Source organism: Rhodococcus sp. NPDC060086, from assembly GCF_042730275.1.
GTDB lineage: Bacteria > Actinomycetota > Actinomycetes > Mycobacteriales > Mycobacteriaceae > Rhodococcus.
In genome coordinates, this window is the sequence record NZ_JBHWWZ010000017.1 from 77,164 (window position 1) to 96,231 (window position 19,068).

Annotated in this window: 17 protein-coding genes and 2 pseudogenes; 13 read left to right on the forward strand and 6 right to left on the reverse strand. The window is 65.6% G+C overall.

The window, feature by feature from the left end; all coding sequences use genetic code 11:
- Window positions 1–217: 217 nt before the first annotated feature.
- From ACFWB0_RS12505 to ACFWB0_RS12520, 4 genes are all read left to right on the forward strand, one after another.
- Window positions 218–1,564: an MFS transporter gene (locus ACFWB0_RS12505; protein WP_378490757.1), complete on the forward strand. Its 1,347-nt coding sequence runs from the start codon at window positions 218–220 to the stop codon at window positions 1,562–1,564.
- A gap of 176 nt (window positions 1,565–1,740) precedes the next feature.
- The gene (locus ACFWB0_RS12510; protein WP_378490758.1) at window positions 1,741–2,874 is read left to right on the forward strand and encodes a thiolase family protein; all 1,134 of its coding nucleotides are present in this window, start codon (window positions 1,741–1,743) and stop codon (window positions 2,872–2,874) included.
- 33 nt (window positions 2,875–2,907) lie between these two features.
- Window positions 2,908–3,672 (forward strand): SDR family NAD(P)-dependent oxidoreductase, encoded by a 765-nt coding sequence (locus tag ACFWB0_RS12515; RefSeq protein WP_378490759.1) that lies wholly within the window; start codon window positions 2,908–2,910, stop codon window positions 3,670–3,672.
- Between the two features lie 14 nt (window positions 3,673–3,686).
- Window positions 3,687–5,357 (forward strand): class I adenylate-forming enzyme family protein, encoded by a 1,671-nt coding sequence (locus ACFWB0_RS12520; protein WP_378490760.1) that lies wholly within the window; start codon window positions 3,687–3,689, stop codon window positions 5,355–5,357.
- A gap of 83 nt (window positions 5,358–5,440) precedes the next feature.
- Here ACFWB0_RS12520 and ACFWB0_RS12525 read toward each other — a convergent pair whose 3' ends face one another.
- On the reverse strand, window positions 5,441–6,622 hold the full coding sequence (locus tag ACFWB0_RS12525; RefSeq protein ID WP_378490761.1) for an acyl-CoA dehydrogenase family protein: 1,182 nt from the start codon (window positions 6,620–6,622) through the stop codon (window positions 5,441–5,443).
- 167 nt (window positions 6,623–6,789) lie between these two features.
- Between ACFWB0_RS12525 and fabG the strand changes: the two genes are divergently transcribed.
- From fabG to ACFWB0_RS12540, 3 genes are all read left to right on the forward strand, one after another.
- A complete protein-coding gene (gene fabG / locus ACFWB0_RS12530; protein WP_378490762.1) occupies window positions 6,790–7,530 on the forward strand; it encodes a 3-oxoacyl-ACP reductase FabG in 741 nt (246 codons plus the stop codon).
- A gap of 38 nt (window positions 7,531–7,568) precedes the next feature.
- Window positions 7,569–8,780, forward strand: a complete 1,212-nt coding sequence (locus ACFWB0_RS12535) for an acetyl-CoA C-acetyltransferase (protein WP_378490763.1) — start codon at window positions 7,569–7,571, stop codon at window positions 8,778–8,780.
- A gap of 199 nt (window positions 8,781–8,979) precedes the next feature.
- Window positions 8,980–10,605, forward strand: coding sequence for an acyl-CoA synthetase (locus ACFWB0_RS12540; protein ID WP_378490764.1), 1,626 nt, complete (start codon window positions 8,980–8,982; stop codon window positions 10,603–10,605).
- On the opposite strand, the gene ACFWB0_RS12545 is transcribed toward ACFWB0_RS12540, so the two are convergent.
- Complete coding sequence (locus tag ACFWB0_RS12545; RefSeq protein WP_378490765.1) at window positions 10,606–12,378, reverse strand: 2-isopropylmalate synthase; 1,773 nt, start codon at window positions 12,376–12,378, stop codon at window positions 10,606–10,608.
- 195 nt (window positions 12,379–12,573) lie between these two features.
- On the opposite strand from ACFWB0_RS12545, the gene ACFWB0_RS12550 reads away from it, so the two are divergent.
- Window positions 12,574–13,242: a FadR/GntR family transcriptional regulator gene (locus ACFWB0_RS12550; protein WP_378490774.1), complete on the forward strand. Its 669-nt coding sequence runs from the start codon at window positions 12,574–12,576 to the stop codon at window positions 13,240–13,242.
- Window positions 13,239–14,032: pseudogene (locus ACFWB0_RS12555) on the forward strand (transposase); the annotation flags it as partial. The gene ACFWB0_RS12550 and the pseudogene ACFWB0_RS12555, both read left to right, overlap by 4 nt.
- A 475-nt stretch (window positions 14,033–14,507) precedes the next feature.
- Here the strand turns inward: ACFWB0_RS12555 and ACFWB0_RS12560 are convergent.
- The gene (locus ACFWB0_RS12560) at window positions 14,508–15,104 is read right to left on the reverse strand and encodes a TetR family transcriptional regulator (protein ID WP_378490766.1); all 597 of its coding nucleotides are present in this window, start codon (window positions 15,102–15,104) and stop codon (window positions 14,508–14,510) included.
- A gap of 99 nt (window positions 15,105–15,203) precedes the next feature.
- Between ACFWB0_RS12560 and ACFWB0_RS12565 the strand changes: the two genes are divergently transcribed.
- The 3 genes from ACFWB0_RS12565 to ACFWB0_RS12575 all read left to right on the forward strand — a co-directional run bounded on the left by ACFWB0_RS12565 (window position 15,204) and on the right by ACFWB0_RS12575 (window position 16,663).
- On the forward strand, window positions 15,204–15,590 hold the full coding sequence (locus ACFWB0_RS12565; RefSeq protein WP_378490775.1) for a PaaI family thioesterase: 387 nt from the start codon (window positions 15,204–15,206) through the stop codon (window positions 15,588–15,590).
- A gap of 12 nt (window positions 15,591–15,602) precedes the next feature.
- The gene (locus tag ACFWB0_RS12570) at window positions 15,603–15,854 is read left to right on the forward strand and encodes a DUF1272 domain-containing protein (RefSeq protein WP_378490776.1); all 252 of its coding nucleotides are present in this window, start codon (window positions 15,603–15,605) and stop codon (window positions 15,852–15,854) included.
- Between the two features lie 338 nt (window positions 15,855–16,192).
- Window positions 16,193–16,663, forward strand: coding sequence for a hotdog fold domain-containing protein (locus tag ACFWB0_RS12575; RefSeq protein WP_378490767.1), 471 nt, complete (start codon window positions 16,193–16,195; stop codon window positions 16,661–16,663).
- Between the two features lie 290 nt (window positions 16,664–16,953).
- Here ACFWB0_RS12575 and ACFWB0_RS12580 read toward each other — a convergent pair whose 3' ends face one another.
- Together ACFWB0_RS12580 and ACFWB0_RS12585 are read right to left on the reverse strand one after the other, a co-directional pair.
- On the reverse strand, window positions 16,954–17,532 hold the full coding sequence (locus tag ACFWB0_RS12580) for a transposase (protein ID WP_378490768.1): 579 nt from the start codon (window positions 17,530–17,532) through the stop codon (window positions 16,954–16,956).
- 415 nt (window positions 17,533–17,947) lie between these two features.
- Window positions 17,948–18,010, reverse strand: a pseudogene (locus ACFWB0_RS12585) (hypothetical protein); the annotation flags it as partial.
- A 256-nt stretch (window positions 18,011–18,266) separates the two neighbouring features.
- Between ACFWB0_RS12585 and ACFWB0_RS12590 the strand changes: the two are divergent.
- Window positions 18,267–18,773, forward strand: coding sequence for a hypothetical protein (locus ACFWB0_RS12590; protein ID WP_378490769.1), 507 nt, complete (start codon window positions 18,267–18,269; stop codon window positions 18,771–18,773).
- 7 nt (window positions 18,774–18,780) lie between these two features.
- Here the strand turns inward: ACFWB0_RS12590 and tnpA are convergent.
- The coding region (gene tnpA / locus ACFWB0_RS12595; RefSeq protein ID WP_378490770.1) for an IS200/IS605 family transposase at window positions 18,781–19,068 on the reverse strand (288 nt) is incomplete at its 5' end.

A 19,068-nucleotide genomic window follows, 5' to 3' on the forward strand; every position in this document is an offset into this window, starting at 1 on the left:
ACCGATCGGCTATCGATCGGTTAGCGCAGACCAATATCTCCGTCGATTGTGACGGGTCATAGGTTCTGGTGATCGATCTGTTCGCGTAAGGCTCTTTGCGCTCGGTGAGTTCGGTCACGTTGAATGAATTCCAACGCCAGGCGTGACGTTCCACGCCGATTGCGAGGCAGAGTGCGGCCCGCGTCGGTTTCCTCCGAGTCTTTGAAGGGACTCCCACGTGACCACAGGTGAAGTCGTGAACGGTACCGCGAGTACCCACGATGGCCCCGGGCCATCCGAATCCAAGACACCGTTCAAGGTGACACCCGGCAAAGCATGGGGCATGACCGGGCTGGTCATCTTCCTCTACGTCGTGAACTACGCCGACAAGGCAGTGCTCGGCATCATCGCCCAGCCGCTCGCCCGTGAATTCGGGCTGACGTCGTCGCAGATCGGCCTGGTCGGTTCGCTGTTCTTCGTGACGTTCACGATCGGCGGCTTCCTCGCCGGACCGCTCGAGAAGAAGCTGACTCTCAAGTGGGCCCTGCTCGCGCTCGGCCTGACCTGGTCGGTGGTGATGCTGCCGCTCGTCGTCACCGGCGGTTTCGTGGTGCTCGTCGTGTGCCGCATGCTGCTCGGTCTGGGCGAAGGCCCCAGCTCGGCGCTCATGCACACCGCCACGTACTCGTGGCATCCGCCGGCCAAGCGCGGTCTGCCCGGTGCGTTCCTCGCCGGTTCCGCCTCGGTCGCCAAGATCGCGCTCGCTCCGGTCCTGACCTTCATCACTGTCGAATACGGCTGGCGGATGGCCATCGTCGCGCTGTCGGTTCTCGGCCTGGTGTGGATAGCGTGCTGGATTCCCGGCTTCAAGGAAGGCCCCTACACGTCCAAGGCCGTCAAGGGCGCCGATGCCGCTGTGGGGTCCGCGCCGACCGAGCCGTCCGTGCCGTGGCGCAAGATCTTCCTCACCCGCACCTTCGTGACCTGCGCAGTTCTGATCATGGTCGTCTATGCACTCACCACCGTGGTGCTCACGTGGCTGCCGTCCTACTTCGAGGTCGGCCTCGGCTACAGCGCCCTGCAGGCCGGCTCGATGTTCGCGCTGCCGTCCATCGTCGGACTGTTCCTGATGATCTCGTCGGGCACCATCACCGACCGTCTGCGTGGACGCGGACACACCTCACGCGTGGTCCGCATCATCGTTCCCAGCGTCGGCGTGCTCATCTGCGGTTCGATTCTGATCTTCCTCCCGTCGATCGGAACCCCCGGCATCGCGGTTGCGGTCGTCTCCATCGGCTACGGTTTCGGCGCCATCGCCTTCCCGCTGATCAACGCCGCGATCTCCGAGCTGTGCCCGCCGCAGCAGACCGCAGGCACGATGGGCGTGTTCCTTGCGCTCATGGCAGTCGGTGGCCTGGTTGCCCCTTACGGCACCGGCGTGATCGTCGACAACGCCGCGACCGCAGCCGAGGGCTACGCCACCTCGTTCCAGATCATCGGCGTCCTCGGTGCGATCGCCGCGGTGCTCGTGCTCGTGTTCGCCAACCCGGAACGTGACCGCAAGATCATCCGCAGCGTTGCCTGACCTTCCGGCATAGCTTCCGCCTAACGGAAGCTTCCGCCGAAAGACTTTCCCTCACCGGCCGGGTGCGTGGTCTCCTCGACGTGAGGGCCACCACCCGGCCGGCTGCTTTTCCCGGTGCTCGCTCCACCGGTTGCCCACCAGACCGATTTGTTCGATTTAACAAAGGACCGATCCACATGCGCGATGCCGTGATCGTCGATGCCGTCCGTTCCCCCATCGGACGCCGGGGCGGTGCCCTGTCCGAAATTCACCCCGTCGACCTCTCGGCTCATGTGCTCCGCGCACTCGCCGAACGCACCGGACTCGACCCGGCGTCGGTCGACGACGTCCAGTGGGGTTGTGTGAGCCAGGTGGGGGCGCAGGCCGGAATCGTGTCGCGTAGCGCTGTGTTCGCAGCGGGCTGGCCGGTGTCGGTGCCCGCCACCACCATCAACCGCGCATGCGGGTCGAGCCAGCAGACCGTGTCGTTCGCCGCCGCATCCGTGATCGCCGACCAGGCCGACGTCGTCGTTGCCGGTGGTGTCGAGTCGATGTCACTCGTTCCGATGGGGAGCGCGGTGAAGAATCCCGGCGAGAACTACCCGGCCGCGGTGCTCGAACGGTTCGGTGTCGACGGATTCAGCCAGGGTGTCGGCGCCGAGATGATTGCCGAGAAGTGGGGCTTCACCCGCACCCAACTCGACGAATTCTCGCTCCGCTCCCACGAACTCTCCGCGGCCGCGACCGATGCCGGTGCTTTCGAGAAGCAGATCGCTCCGATCGCGGGCCTGAACACCGATGAGGGCATCCGCCGCGGAGGCACCCTCGAATCGCTCGGCAAGCTCAAGACCGTGTTCAAGGAGGACGGCGTCATCCACGCCGGAAACTCCTCGCAGATCTCCGACGGCGCCGGTGCTCTCCTGATCACCACCAGCGAGTACGCCGCGCAGCAGGGATGGACCCCGCTCGCGCGCATCCACACCGCGGTTGTGGCTGCTGACGACCCGGTCGTGATGCTCACGGGCCCGATTGCCGCAACCGAGAAGGCCCTTGCGAAGTCGGGACTGTCCATCGACGACATCGGCGCATTCGAGATCAACGAGGCCTTCGCGCCCGTGCCGCTCGCATGGCTCGCCGAGACCGGCGCGAAGCTCGACCGGCTCAACCCGCTCGGCGGCGCGATCGGTGTCGGTCACCCGCTCGGTGGCTCGGGTGCGATCCTCATGACCCGCCTCGTGCACCACATGCGCGACAACGGCATCCGCTACGGCCTGCAGTCGATGTGCGAGGCCGGCGGCATGGCCAACGCCACCATTCTCGAACTGCTCTGATATCCGCTTACTCACTCAGAGGATCGAAAAACCATGGAACTCAAAGGTCTTTCCGTCGCAGTGACCGGTGGTGCTTCCGGTCTCGGACTCGCCACCGCTCATCGTGTGCTCGCCGCGGGTGGCAACGTCACCCTCATCGATCTGCCGTCGTCGAACGGTGCCGATGTCGCCAAGGATCTCGGTGACGGCGCGACGTTCGCCGGTGCGGACGTCACCGATGCGGAGCAGTTCGCGGCCGCACTCGATGTCGCGCATGAGCGCGGCGGTCTGCGTGGAGTTGTGCACTGCGCAGGCGCAGGCCGCAAGATGCGGATTCTCGACAGGGAGGGCAAGGCCGGGTCGCTCGAGGACTTCGAGTTCGTCATCCGCCTCAACCTGATCGGTTCGTTCAACGCGCTGCGCCTCGGCGCCGAGCGCATGGCGCAGCTCGAGCCGATCGACGGTGAGCGCGGTGTGGTCGTGATGACCGCGTCGGCAGCGGCGTACGAAGGCCAGATCGGCCAGATCAACTACTCGGCATCCAAGGCAGGAATCGTCGGCATGACGATCGTCGCTGCCCGCGATCTTGCGAGCAAGAACATTCGTGTCAACACGATCGCCCCCGGCATCATGGACACGCCGCTGCTCGCACGTCTTCGCGACGATGTCCGTGCATCGCTCGAGGCCACCGTGCCGAACCCGTCGCGGATGGGCCGCCCGGACGAGTTCGGGCGTATGGCCACGTCGATCCTCGAGAACGGCTACCTCAACGGCGAGACCATCCGACTCGACGGTGCCATTCGCATGGCACCGCGCTGATCCGGGAATCGACGATGACTTCCGCTCGATCAGAATGGTTGGACACCGCGTTGTCCTACCCGCAGACATCGATGACGGTGTGGGCGCCGAGTATGTCGGCCATGTACGGGGACCGTGCCGCGGTCGTCGACGGTGACCGCGTTCTGTCGTATCGCGAGCTCGACGAGAAGTCGGCGCAGTTCGCAGGTGCGTTGAGTGCGGCAGGCGTCGTCGAACACGACGTCGTGCTCATGCACCTCGGCAACTGCGCCGACTTCCACGTCGCGTACTACGGTGCGTTGCGGGTCGGTGCAGCGGTGACTCTCGTGAATCCGCTTCAGCCCCAGCCCGGTCTGCGTCGTCAGATCGAAGAGACCGGAGCTGTCGCGGCCGTCACGCAATCGCAGCAGTTCGATACGCTGCTGGGCGCGTCGGCGGACACGGCGATCCGTCTCATCGCGGTCGTGTCGGACGACTCGGTCGAGGCCGGGGCAGTCGACACGATGCAGTTCGACACGGTGCAGTTCGACGAGTTGCTGGCTCGTCACTCCACCGAATTCGAGCCCGCGCAGGTGAGCGGCGATGACGTCGCACATATCGCGTACACCGGTGGCACCACAGGCATTTCGAAGGGTGTTCGGGTTCTTCACCGCAACGTCGTCGGCAACGTGACGCAGATGTGCGGGTGGCGTGCCGGGTACCAGACAGTCGTGAACGACGGGCTGGTGTCGCTCGAGAAGATCGAGGGCCTCGACATCGCGGGCGTCGTTCCCGGCGAGGGGGCGACGATCGTCGTGTCGCCGCTGTTCCACGCACATGCGCTGATCAATACGTCGTTCCTGCTGGCGTGCGGTCTCACTCAGGTGCTCGCGGGTCGCTTCGATCCGGCCCGCATGCTCGAGCTGATCGAGACCCATCACGCCAGTTACATCACGGGCAGCCCCGCGATGTGGCACGCGCTGGCCACGCACCCGGATGTCGCGACCCGCGACCTGTCCACGGTGCGGGTGGTGTCGTCCGGTGCGGCCCCGATCGATCACGTCACGCTCGAAGCGCTCGGCGTTGCGTTCCCCAACGCGACGATCGCCGAGGGTTACGGCCTGACCGAAGGCACGTGCGTCGTCACGGCGATGCCGCTCGTCCGGGGCCTCGGCTACCGGATCGGTAGCGTCGGCCTTCCCGTGTTCGACACGCAGATCGAGATCCGCCCGCAAGGCGATACGACCGCGACGGTCGGGCCGAACGAACGCGGCGAACTGTGGATCCGTGGCCCTCAGGTCACCGACGGCTATCTCGGACACCCCGAGATCACGGCCGAGCAGTACGTGGACGGCTGGCTCGCGACCGGCGACATCGCCTACCGCGACGACGACGGCTACCTGTTCATCGCAGACCGCGCGAAGGACATGCTGATCTACAAGGGCTACAACGTGTATCCGCGTGAGCTCGAGGAGATCCTCGTGACGCACCCGTCCGTGTCGACGGCCGCGGTGGTCGGTCGCGATGTGGGTGCGACGGGTCAGGAGCCCGTGGCGTTCGTCGTGCCGCTCGCCGGTGCAGACGTCGACGAGGACGAGCTCATGGCCTACGTGGCCGAGCGGGTCCTGCCGTACAAGAAGATTCGTGACGTCGTCGTTCTGGATGCGTTGCCGACCTCGGCGGCGGGCAAGATCCTCAAGACCGACCTACGCGCCCAGTTGGCGTAGCGCGTTTCAGAGCCGGTCGATCCGCACACGAAAAAGGCAGCCACACCCCGTCGACGGGATGTGGCTGCCTTTACGCGAAGCGGTTACGACGAGCGCTGTGCCTGCTTGACGAGTCCGCCGCCGATGATCAGGCGCTGGATCTCGCTGGTGCCCTCGTACAGACGCAGCAGACGCACGTCGCGGTAGATGCGCTCGACCGGGACCTCGCGCATGTAGCCGGTGCCGCCGTGGATCTGCACCGCGAGATCGGCGACCTTACCGACCATTTCGGTGCAGTACAGCTTCGCGACCGACGGGGCGATACGACGGTCGGTTTCCTCGACCCATGCGCGCGCGGCGTCGCGCACCAGGGCGCGTCCGGCCATGACACCGGTCTGCTGGTCGGCGATCATCGCCTGCACGAGCTGGAAGTTGCCGATCGGGTTTCCGCCCTGCGTGGCGGTGGCGGCGTATTCGACCGACTCGTCGAGGGCACGCTGCGCCTGGCCTACGGACAGCGCGGCAATGTGCACGCGGCCGCGGGCAAGGGAGACCATCGCGGCCTTGTAGCCGACGTCCTCGCTGCCGCCGACGAGCGCCGCGTTCGACACGCGCACCTCGTTGAAGTGCACGTCCGCGGTCCAGGCGCCTTCCTGGCCCATCTTGGCGTCCTTGCCTGCTACCTGCACGCCGTCGGTATCGGCGGGGACGAGGAACACCGCGATGCCGGTGCCGTTCTCGTCGGCCGGGCGGGTGCGGGCGAACACGACGAACAGGTTCGCGAGTGGGGCGTTGGTGATGAAACGCTTCTCGCCGGTGATCACCCAGTCGTCGCCGTCGCGGACGGCCTTGGTGCGCAGGCCCGACGGGTTGGAGCCGGCGCCGGGCTCGGTGAGCGCGAACGACGCGACGACGTCGCCGGAGGCGATGCCCTCGAGCCACTGCTGCTTCTGCTCGTCGGTGCCGAAGTTGACGAGGACCTGACCTGCGATGCCGTTGTTGGTACCGAACATCGACCGCAGCGACAGGGTCGTGTAGCCGAGTTCCATCGCGAGTTCGGCGTCCTGCTGGAGATTCAGGCCGAGACCGCCCCACGCCTGCGGGATGGCGTACCCGAACAGGCCCATGTCCTTGGCTGCCTGGCGGATGTCGTCGGGAATCGCGTTGGTGTCGGCGATCTCCTGCTCGCGGGGGACCACGACGTTGCGCACGAATGCGCGGGTCTGGGCGAGGATCTCGCGGAAGTCGTCTTCGTCGACCTCGGGGGTCGGAGTCGCAAGTGTCATGACTACCACTTTCGAGGCCGCATCGGACTGTGTCCAATACGAATGGCGCCATCCCCGTATAGGCAGTCTCGATGGATTCAGAAGGGTAATCTGCCCCGTCTCCTGGATATATTCGAAGGCATCGACCCATTTCGGGGACAGCTCAGGTCCCCTCGAAAGGATTCCAGATGTCGCTGTTGGAGAACCGTACTGCCGTGATCACGGGTGGCGCCCAGGGTATCGGCTTCGCGATCGCCCAGAACTTCGTTGCTGCCGGCGCCCGCGTCGTCATCGGCGACCTCGATCTCGACGCCGCCACCGCGGCGGCGGAGAAGCTCGGCGGACACGACGTCGCTCGCGCGGTCAAGGCCAACGTGGTCGAAGCCGGCGACTGGGACACCCTCCTGGCCGAGGCGGTCGACGGTTTCGGTTCCCTCGATGTCGTGGTCAACAACGCGGGCATCACGCGCGACGCCACGATGCGCACCATGACCGAAGAGGACTTCGACCTCGTCATCGACGTGCACCTCAAGGGCACCTGGCACGGCACCCGCAAGGCCGCGGCGATCATGCGTGAGGCCAAGCGCGGCTCGATCGTCAACATCTCGTCGCTGTCCGGCAAGGTCGGCATGGTCGGCCAGACCAACTACTCCGCCGCGAAGGCCGGCATCATCGGCCTGAGCAAGGCCGCCGCGAAGGAGATGGCGCACCACGGCGTGCGTGTCAACGCGATCCAGCCCGGCCTGATCCGTTCGGCGATGACCGAGGCCATGCCCCAGAAGGCGTGGGACCAGAAGATGGCCGAGATCCCGATGGGGCGCCCCGGCGAGGTAGACGAAATCGCTTCCGTGGCATTGTTCCTCGCATCCGACATGTCGTCGTACATGACCGGCACCGTCCTCGAGGTCACCGGCGGCCGCTTCATGTGACGGTTTCTGCCGTCACGTTCTCTTCTCGAAAGGTCATCATGCGCGAAGTTGTCATCTGCGAGCCGGTCCGTACCCCCATCGGCCGCTACGGCGGAATGTTCAAGTCCCTCACCGCCGTCGATCTCGGTGTTGCGGCACTGAAGGGTCTGCTCGAGCGCACGGGTGTGTCGCCCGACGAGGTCGGCGACGTCATCCTCGGTCACTGCAACGGCAACAGCGAGGCCCCGGCCATCGGTCGTGTCGTCGCGCTCGACGCCGGTCTTCCGGTCACCGTGCCGGGCATGCACATCGACCGTCGCTGCGGCTCCGGTCTGCAGGCCGTCATCCAGGCCGCGCTGCAGGTCGGCAACGGCGACAACGAACTCGTCGTCGCCGGTGGTGCCGAGTCGATGAGCAACGCCGCGTTCTACTCGACCGACATCCGCTGGGGCGGCGCCCGAACCGGCGTCCAGATGCACGACGGTCTCGCCCGTGCCCGCTCGACCGCCGGCGGCAAGCATTACCCGGTGCCCGGCGGCATGATCGAGACCGCCGAGAACCTGCGCGCCGAGTACGGCATCAGCCGTCAGGAACAGGACGAGCTCGCCGCCGAATCGCACCGGCGCGCGGTGGCCGCTCAGCAGGCAGGCATCCTCGCCGAGGAGATCATCCCCGTCACGGTCAGCTCGCGTAAGGGCGACACGGTCATCGACACCGACGAGCACCCGCGTGCCGACACCACGGTGGAGTCCCTCGCAGCGTTGCGCCCGATCATGGGCAAGCAGGATCCCGATGCCACCGTCACCGCAGGTAACGCCAGCGGCCAGAACGACGCAGCGTCGATGGCGATCGTCACGACCCCGGAGAAGGCTGCCGAGCTGGGCCTGACCCCGCTCGTGCGCGTCGTGTCGTGGGGTGTGGCCGGTGTTGCGCCGAAGATCATGGGTATCGGTCCGGTGCCCGCGACCGAGATCGCCCTCGCCAAGGCCGGTATCGGCCTCGCGGATGTCGACGTGATCGAGCTCAACGAGGCATTCGCCGCGCAGGCGCTTGCCGTGACCCGCGAGTGGAAGTTCGGTGCCGCAGACTTCGAGCGCACCAACATCCACGGTTCCGGTATCTCGCTCGGCCACCCCGTCGGCGCGACCGGTGGCCGCATGCTTGCCACCCTCGCGCGTGAACTGCACCGTCGCGAGGGCCGCTACGCCCTCGAGACCATGTGCATCGGCGGCGGGCAAGGTCTCGCAGCAATCTTCGAACGCGTGTCCTGACGCGGCGTCTTCACCCAGCTCCACCGACAACGGTCGGCCGGCATCTGCCGGCCGACCGTTGTTTTGTTTCCGCTGGTCGGAAGCCTCTGTTGTAGGCCAAACTGATATGTGTTCTACTTTTCTCCAGAGTGGCGTAAAGCACATTTCGGGCAGGGGTGTGATGGGCGTCGTCGCGGGACCGATCGGAAGGAACAGCACCATGTCTCTGAATCTGGCCGACCTCACCGAAGCGGTGGTCGACGCAATTCCCGATCGCACGGCCCTCGTCTGCGGCGACCGATCGCACACCTACGCGCAATACGATGCCGCCGCCAACCGGATCGGGCATCACCTCGCTGCAGCGGGGGTCGAACCCGGCGACCACGTCGGACTGCACATGCGCAACAGCCTCGAATACCTCGACACGATGCTCGGCGCCATGAAGATCCGAGCCGTCCCCATCAACATCAACTTCCGATACGTGGGCGCCGAACTCGAGTATCTCTACAACAACGCCGAACTCGTCGCGCTCATCGTTGACGCAGACCTCACCGACCTCGTCGCCGAGGTCCTGCCCGAGTGCCCGCATCTGCGACACATCGTGGTCGTCGGCGACGCTCCCACGCCGGCGCTCGACGATGCAGCCGCGCTCGCCGAGGTCACCGTCGTGCGGTACGGCGACGCCGTCGCGAACGCCTCCGACGAGCGCGACTTCGCCCCTCGTAGCGACGACGACCTCTACATCCTCTACACGGGCGGCACCACCGGCATGCCCAAGGGGGTGATGTGGCGGCACGAGGACTTCTACTTCGCGGCGCTCGGCGGAGGTAATGCTTACGGCGACCCGCACAGCAGCCCCGAGTCACTTGCCGCCGCGGCCGCCGCCAACGAGCATCCGTTGACGTATGTCGTCACCGCTCCCCTGATGCACGGCGCCGCCATGTACGCCGTGTTCATGGGGCTGTTCATGGGCTTCCCTCAGGTGATCATGCGGAACTTCGAACCCGTGGAAGCACTGCGACAGGTCGACGAACACAAGGCAGCTGTGCTCATGGTCGTAGGAGACGCGATCAGCAGGCCCATCGCCGACGTCCTCGCCGAGCGCCGCGACGACTTCGACCTCAGCTCGCTGTTCGTCATCGGCTCGGGCGGTGCCCTCTGGTCGATCAGCGTGCGCGACCGATTGAAGGAACTGCTGCCCAACGTCATGTTGCTCAACTCGTTCGGCTCGTCCGAATCGGGGGCCAACGGCCCCCTCACCCCCGGTGAGGACGGCAAGCAGCGGCTGGCCGCATCCCCGAAGGTGCGTGTCGTCGACACCGACTACTCGACGGTCGAACCCGGTTCCGACACCATCGGTTACCTCGCGCGGGTCGGGCACGTTCCGGTGGGCTACTTCAACGACCCGGAGAAGACTGCCGCGACCTTCCCTGTGGTGGACGGCACCCGCATGTCGCTGCTCGGCGACCTCGCCACGGTCGAGGCGGACGGCTCGATCATCGTGCTCGGACGCGGCTCGGCCTGCATCAACAGTGGCGGCGAGAAGATCTACGCCGAAGAGGTCGAGGAGGCCGTCAAAGGTCATCCCGCGGTGGAGGACGCACTCGTCACCGGCGTACCTGATCCCCGTCTGGGTGAGACGGTTTCGGTGGTCGTGCAGCTACGCGAGGGTGCGCACGAGCCGACGCAGGAGGAACTCGCCGAACACTGCCGAACCGTCATCGCCGGATACAAGGTCCCCCGGCATGTCGTCGTGATGCCGGAGATCGTCCGCTCCCCCGCAGGCAAGGCCGACTACCGGTGGGCCAAATCGATAGTGACACAGTCGATGACCGCCGAAGTCTGATCACTGTGTGAGAGCTGCTCTCGGGTCGGTGTTCGCAGCGCCGATGAGGGACCCGAGGGTGGCGGTCAGCACGGATCGGCTCTTGCCGGCAGCCCACCGCGTGACTGTGTCCCTGCGGTACTCGATCAGGGTGAGCGCGTCGCTGTCATTGCCGGAGCCGATGTTGGTCTGATGCAGGGCGAGGACGTCCAGCGAGATCCCGACACGAGCGAGTGCTTCGGTGACGGCCTCCACCGGGCCGACGCCGTGATGCGAGCTGGTGTGCTCGGAGTTGTTCACGCGCAGTGTGAGAGTCGTGGTCTCCTCGGTGGTATGGAAGCCCGTCAGTTCGATGGCGGGCTTGTCGCCGGGTGTGAAGATGTACTCGGTCTCGAAGATGTCCCACAGTTGTGATGCGGTGACTTCGCTGCCAGTGGCGTCGGTGTGCTTCTGTATGTGGCGGGCGAAGTCGATCTGCAGACGCCGGGGCAGTTCGATGCCGTACTCGGCCTCCAGCAGGTAGGCGATACCGCCTTTGCCGGACTGCGAGTTCACCCGGATGACGGCATCGTAGCTGCGGCCGAGGTCGGCGGGGTCGATGGGCAAGTAGGGCACGCGCCACTCGGTCTCGCTGCCTCGACGGCCCTCGGCGGCCGCGCGGGCATGGTGCTCGGCGAAACCCTTCTTGATCGCGTCTTGGTGGGTGCCGCTGAAGGCGGTGTGCACGAGGTCGCCGACATACGGATGCCTGGGATGGATCTCGATGCGGTTGGCGTGCTCGACGGTGCGGCGGATCTCGTCGATGTCGGAGAAGTCGATCATCGGATCGATGCCCTGCGCATGCAGGTTCAGAGCGAGGGTGGCGATATCGACATTGCCTGTGCGCTCCCCGTTGCCGAAAATGCAGCCTTCGACGCGCTGCGCTCCGGCCAGGACGGCGAGTTCGGCACACGCGACACCGGTACCGCGGTCGTTGTGTGGGTGCACGGACAGGATCACCGCATCGCGACGATCGAGGTTCTTGTGCATGTATTCGATCTGATCGGCATACACGTTCGGCGTTGCGATCTCGACGGTCGCCGGCAGATTGAGGATGACCGGACGCTGCGGCGAAGCATCCCACAGCTTCGTCATCGCATCGCAGACCTCGAGGGCGAAGTCGGGCTCGGTGAGGTTGAAAACCTCGGGTGAGAACTCGAAACGCACATTCGCGAGGTCGCCGGCGAATTCGAGCACATCCCGGCCTCCGGACACGATCAATTCGGTGAGCGCCGTGCGGTCGTGCCCGAGTACGACATCGCGCCACGTCGGTGCGGTCGCGGTGTACATGTGGATGACAACGTCATTGCGGACGCCTCGGACCGACTCGACAGTGCGCTCGATGAGGTCGCGGCGGGCCGGAGTGAACACGACGATCGTGACGTCGTCGGGTGCGATGTCGGTCTCGGCGATGAGGCGGACGAAGTCGTAGTCGGTTTGCGAGGCCGACGGATAGCCGACCTCGATCTCCTTGTAACCCATCGCGACCATCAGCTCGAACAATCGGCGCTTGCGGGCGGGATCCATCGGCTCCGCCAGCGCCTGATTGCCGTCGCGCAGATCGACCGGTACCCACAGCGGGGCTGTGGTCAAGCGCTTGGACGGCCAGTGACGCTCTGTGAGTGGAACTTCCACGCGTGAGTACACATCACGGTAACGGTGTGAGGGCATCTGTGAGTGCGTCTGCCGATTCCAGGACGGAGCATCGGCGGGTACCCGTCCGGCGGGAGTGTTGATGCTGGGGAAGACGGTCATGTTCGTGGTTCCTTCTGCGGGTCGTGAAGTGTCGACCGGCGCGTTCGGGCTCCACGACGGGAGCCGGTCGGGCTACACCCCGCCGTGGCGGCGAAGAAGAAGGAATCCGAGGATGAGCATGCGGCGACACCCTTCAACTCCTCAGACAAGCTGAGGAGTTGAAGGGTGTCGAGCCCGGCATGGGAGAATGGCGGCATGTCACTCGTCCGTCGTGAGTCACTTGCCGAACAGGCCGCTGACCTGCTCTTGTCGCGAATCAGAGACGGCGAGTGGAACGTGGGGGACAAGTTGCCCGGGGAGACCACGCTCGCCCCTCAGCTCGGAGTCGGCCGCTCGACCGTGCGCGAGGCGATCCGGCAACTCGCCGGTCAAGGGGTACTCGCTTCGCGTCAAGGGGCAGGGGTGTTCGTCACCGCCCTCGATATTCCGGAGAACTGGGATGCCGTGCTGCATCGCGCCGACATCGTCGCCGTCATCGAGGCTCGCATCGCGATCGAGGTCGAGGCTTCTGCTCTGGCGGCCGAACGCCGCACTCCCTCGGAACTCGAGAACCTGCGCCGGGCATTGGTCGACCGCGCGAAGCATCGAGTGGACATAGAAGAGCACGTCGACACCGACTTCGCTTTTCATCGCGGCATCCTGCTGGCAGCGCACAGCGCGATCCTGCTCGAACTGTTCACTCACTTCGCGCCGCGCAGCCGTCAGGCGATGGTCGACATGCTCCGTCTCCGAGGCACTCATGGAGACGACGCCGACCACGCCACACACGAACGCATCTACAACGCGATCGACTCGCGTGATGCCCTGACGGCAGCCTCTCTCACACGCGCCCACCTGCATTCACTCAAGAAACTACTTCTCTGAGGACGCGGAGGGAACAACTGTCCGCATCGGCCACCGGAACCGGCATCGTGTCACACGCCGGCGCGGTCCTACTGCTCCGCACCGCAGAGAAAACCGGTCTCGCTGCAGCGTTGACGACCGAACTCGCACTGTACCGAAAGCCTCTGGCCCACCACGATCCCGGAAAGATCGTGCTCGATCTCGCGACAGCACTGGCCATCGGCGGAGACTGCCTCGCCGACATCACACAACTACGCGCCCACCCGGAGATCCTCCGCGCTGTGGCCTTCGACCCCACTGTCTCCCGCCTGATCAGCGTGTTGGCCACCGACGCCGACACCGCACTCGCCGCGATCGCCCGTGCCCGCACCACCGCCCGCACCCACGACCTGATCGAGTATCTGACCAAGGGCAGGCTCTCATATTCGGTGGGGTTCGGGTTGACCGACGCCCATGCCGAGGCGATCGATCTGGTTCCTGAGTATGCGTGGACTCCGGCCTACGACGCCGATGGGCAGGTCCGCGACGGCGCGTGGGTCACCGAGATCACCGACCTGCTCGACTTGTCGTCGTGGCCGAAGGGCATGCGGATCATCGTGAGGAGGGAGCGCCCGCATCCGGGTGCGCAGTTGCGGTTCACCGACCGTGACGGGCTGCGCCTGACCGCGTTCGTGACCAACACCCGCCGCGGGCAACTACCCGACCTGGAACTGCGCCACCGCCGTCGAGTTCGGTGGGAGGACCGGATCCGGACAGCGAAAACACCGGGCTGCAGAACCTCCCGTTGCACGGTTTCGACCAGAACCGGCTCGCGGCGCTACCTGCGCCCGCGTGACCTGCACGTATCTTCTTCATCGAGACGAAAAGGCGCTCAACTCGGGGCTGTGGACCCCGGCGTCATCCGACCGAGTCGGGTAGTTGCCCGTGGATGCACGCCGGATTCGCGGTTTCCACACCCAGTCCGAACTGCTCAGGCCGGCGCGTCACCCGCACGAAAGATCGAGGTCAGGAGGAGCGGAGACGGATTCTGCTCGCCGGTCATCTGTTGAATCGCCGCGGCGACCGCAGTGGCGTCCGTGGCCTCCTTCCGAAACACCAAACAGACGCATTTCAACGGATTGCATTAGCGCTCGCCAGCCCAGACGCGCGATGAGGTACCGCGGAAGCTCAGCGTGAACCGGAAAAGCGTCGCCGCCGCGCTCGCCCGGGCCGCAAGCTCGTAGCGGACCCACGGAACCAGCTGGCGACGGCGCACATTGACAGCGGCCGCCGGCCGACAATGCCAGTCAACTGGGGTCGGTGAGCAGGCCCCGACAAAGAAGTGTCACCTGTTTGGCCAGGGCGGCCCGGTCCCGGCCTTCGGTCGCGGCCACCCGCATCCCGGCTTCGTTAATCGCCCCCAGCACCAGCTGCGCCGAAAGCTCGGGGTCCACCGCTTCAGCCAAGGCCCCAAGGTCGCGCAGCTCGGTGAGGATCGCGGCGATCATGCCCACCGAGCGACCGCCGTCGAGCATGCGCCACCGGGCCCATCCGAGTGCAACAGGAGCCTCCGAGAACACGATCCGCTGCACGGTCGAATTCTGCTCGAGTTGGTCGAGAACGGTCGGCCCGATCGCGAGGAGTCGGTCCACCGGGTCCGTCAAGCAGGACAGCGTCGAGGCGATGCCCTCGACCAGCTGGGTCTCCGCTCGCTCGAAGACCGCCTCCATGACCTCCTGCAGATTGGCGAAGTGGTGGTAAAGCGCACCCCGGGTCATGCCGGCCGCCTCTGCGAGCGAGGTGGTGGTCACCGAGGCGAAGCCCTCGTCAGCGAAAAGCCGGGCGGCCTCGTCCAGCAGACGACCCCGGGTCGCCTGCGCCTGCTGCTGTCTCCACGTAATCACACTGCAAGACTACCCTTGGCATACACACTGAATGTCGGATTCACTGTGACGGTGAATAGAGAGCAGATCCGTGAACTCGCCAGCGACGGCACCGAGCTCATGCGCCACTTCCTGCCGAACTCGCCGTTCGTCGGACTCCTCGGCGTCGAGGTGGAGTGCCTCGAGGCCGAAGAGGTGACCCTGCGCCTGCCCTGGCGCCCAGAGCTGGTCACCGTCGACGACATGGTGCACGGGGGCGCATTGGCTGCCCTTGCCGACATCACTGCCATGACGGCAGCTTGGTGCGGCACCGAACTGCCCGAGCAGCTCCGTGGTGTGACAACGTCACTGGCCATGGAGTTCCTTGCACCAGCCAACGCCCAAGACCTCCTGGCGCACGGGCGGCCACTGCGCCGCGGTGCAACTTTGACCTCCTGCGAGGTCGACATCGTCACCACCTCCGGCACCCCTGTCGCCAAGGCGCTGGTCAACTACAAGGTGGGATGACCGATGCTTGCAATGAAGTCGCGCTGCGAACTGTGCCGGGCGCCCTTGGCGGGAGACGCGAGCGCCTGGATCTGCTCCTACGAGTGCACCTACTGCCCAGGTTGCCACTCTGGCCTCAAAGCCTGCCCCAACTGCTCAGGTGAGCTGGTTCCACGCCCGCGCCGTACCACCGGGATTACCGAGATCGCCCGACGCACCCCAGCCCGCATACGCCGACAACTCGCGCGGAAAACCCTGTCCCCAGGACACAACCTGCCGAGCTGAGCTCGGCAACAGGGGCGTAGAACACGCCGCGCACCGCTATCGACGCGATGACCACGGGGCGGCGGCAGCGGGAGCTCGGCCCCTTGCTGGTGGAACTCGCCTCCGCACTGTGGGAGCGACGAGACACCGCAGCCGTGACAACCGTGCGCTACTGCGTCGTCACCCTCCCAGGCGCCCTGCTGTTGCGGGTCAAAGCGGCTCGCCGATCCGGTCGCTCACCATGCACTCGAACGTGCAGTACGGGGCATCGCCGCCGAACCTCCACCCGAGTCTTCCGACTGATCCGTCCCGCCCTGCGGGTTGTCGCCCAAACACACGATCAATGAGGAGACAGTCCCATGACCGCATCACCCATCAAGAAGGCCTACGGAGCGCTTCACGAGCGCCCGCTGGGCAAGCGACTCTTCGGCATCGCCCTCAGCATCAAGGCCCCCTATTTCCGCACCATTCGACCCACGTTCGTCTCCCTCGAGAAAGGCCGGGGCGAAGTCCGCATGGCTGACCGCTGGAGTGTGCACAACCACCTCGGCACAGTCCACGCCATCGCCTGCTGCAACCTCGCCGAACTGGCCGGTGGCACCACGATCGACATGTCCCTCCCGGACACCCACCGCTGGATCCCCAAAGGCATGCAGGTCTCATATCTGAAGAAAGCGCAGGGCACCCTCACGGCAGTCGCCACCGTCGAGGACCTCGATGAGCTCGCCCACGACGAGGCCCGAGAGGTCATCGTGTCGGTCGATATCAGCAATCCCCAAGGCACTGTCGTCGTGCACGCTGACATCACAATGTGGGTCTCGCCCCACTAACCTCAAAAATTTCATGAGGGGTCGGTGCTGGCCTGAACGGTTTCGGATAGCGGTTTTCAGACCTGAGATCGGCCTATGGCGCCCGGACATCGCCCGCTGCCAGCGGTGCGGCCAGGGTTCCACTGCCCCAGAAGAGGTTTCGTCCTTTCGTCTTGTCTGAACTGATCCCCGCTGGTTGCTATTGGTCACGAACGCGGTGATCCGCATGCCATCGCGGTCGGTGAACCGTAGCTGGGCACCGGGAGCGGGCTTCTCAGGCCAAGTGGCCCTCCTCGTAAGTGCGTCCTGGGTCATGCCGCCAGCTGAGCAGGCAAGGTGGTCTCGTCCTCGTCGAGATGTGCCAGATGTCGGCGTAGGTCGGTTGCGGTGTAGCGCCAGTTGAACGGTGCGGCAGTGGCGTGATAGCGATCCTCGAACACCGCCAGGCGTCGCTCGACCGCCGCAAGGTTGGGAAAATCATTGGGAGTGAGCACTTTCCGCTGCACGATCGAGAAGTCGATCCCTACCTGATCGAGCCAGGACGCGTGTGCCGGGGTGTGCACCATCACCGCGTTCGGATACCGCCGCGTCAATCGGTCGATCGCGGCCTGTCCGCAGTGCGAGGACCCGTTGGCGACAATCCAGAACACCCGTGCCGACGAGGCATACAGCTCGACGCTCATCACTCGATCGACCAGGCGGGTGAACGGATCGATGCCGGTGGAGGACTCGCACCGGCCGAACACCGTCGCCCGGTGCACGTCGTACGCGGCGAGATACCCCAACGCGCCACCTCGCCGGTAGTCGTGGTTGACGCACATCGTCTTCCCAAGGCCAGTGGGGATGGTGCTGTGGCAGCGGTCGCGAGCCTGGATCGAGGTTCTTTTCATCCGCGGAGATCACGTACTTGTCCGCCCGTAATTTCCGGCCCTGGTAGGTACGGGCGTACAGGTCCAACACCTGGGCCACTGTGACTTCGAAGTCGTGATCGCGCATGAAGATCCAGGACCGGTGTTGCCACGGTTTGAGGGCATCGTCGGCGAGCCACCGGCGCGCCGGCGATACCGACACCGCCACTCCGTCGGTGAGCAACTGACAGGCCAACTCGCCGGTGCTCCAGCGTGAGAGCGACACATCGCGCTCGACCGGCAACGAACACGCCACGCGGTGACCCGGGCACGATCGGCCGGTGTGTACACCGGGGGCCGACCCGACCGCGGTGCATCGAGAAGACCCTCGAGTCTTTTCGCGGCGAACCCGGGCCCGCCACTTACGGGCGGTGTCGACACAGATCCCGAGTTCGACGGCGCTCGCCGCGTTCGAGGCGCCGTCGGCGGCGAGCAAGACGACAGGCGCCCGCAGCACCACGTTCTGGGTGTGGCCCGGCGCGAACCTGCCGCTCGAGTTCGGCGCGGTCGCTCTCGGCGAGTGTGATGGTCAGCGCCATGGTTACCACGTCCGCATCACCGGACCCATCAGTTCACTCATTCCTCGACCCCGACAGACCCTCGCAGTCTCGCAAAACTATTGGTTATGAGACAAAGCCGTGTTGCAGGTAGGGCACCAAGGCGGGCATTTTCATGGGACGGGTCGAATGGAGTGCGAGGTCGGGGATGATGGAGTGGTGCCGGACCTCGATGTGGAGCCATACCTCGAAGCCGTGCTGGAGGTTGCCCGGGAGGTGCTCGGCACAGAGTTCGTCGGGGCGTACGCTGCCGGTTCGCTGGCCCTGAACGCCTTCCAACCTGGCCGCAGCGACATCGACATCGCCCTGCTCTGCCGCGACCCACTGAGCGAGGCCGTCAAACGGGAGCTGATCGCTCGATTGCGGCACAGAGCCCTGCCGTGTCCGACCCGGGGGTTGGAACTGGTGGTCTACACCGCGGCTACGGCGCAGTCGGGCACCGCGAAACCGGGCTTCGAGCTCGAGTTGAACGACGGGCCGGCCATGGCCTTCCGGCAGAGCCTTCAACCTGCGGACCGTCCGGTAGCCGACGGGATGTTCTGGTATGGACTGGGCCGCAGCATCCTGCATCAAAGCGGCCTGGTGTTGGCAGGACCACCGGCATCAGAGGCCTTCGCCGATCTACCGATCTCGGTGAGAGTGCTCCATCGTTCACGGTGGAGGTGAATCACCGTCACTCAGGGCCACGTTGAGACCTCACGTACTCGGCAATCACCGACAACGGCGCGCCGCCCGCAGTCCCGCAGTAATACGAGCGGGACCATAAATGCCCGCCCCACAGGTACCGGGAAAGGTGCTCCGCGTGATCGCGCCGCACGTGCCGCGATGACACGCCTTTGAGCGAATTCACCAACTTCGACAGCTGTACGGTGGCGGGGAAGCCGACGAGCAGGTGCACATGATCGTCCTCGCCGTTGAACTCCCGCAGCTCGCATCCGAAGTCCGCGCAGACTCTCCGCAT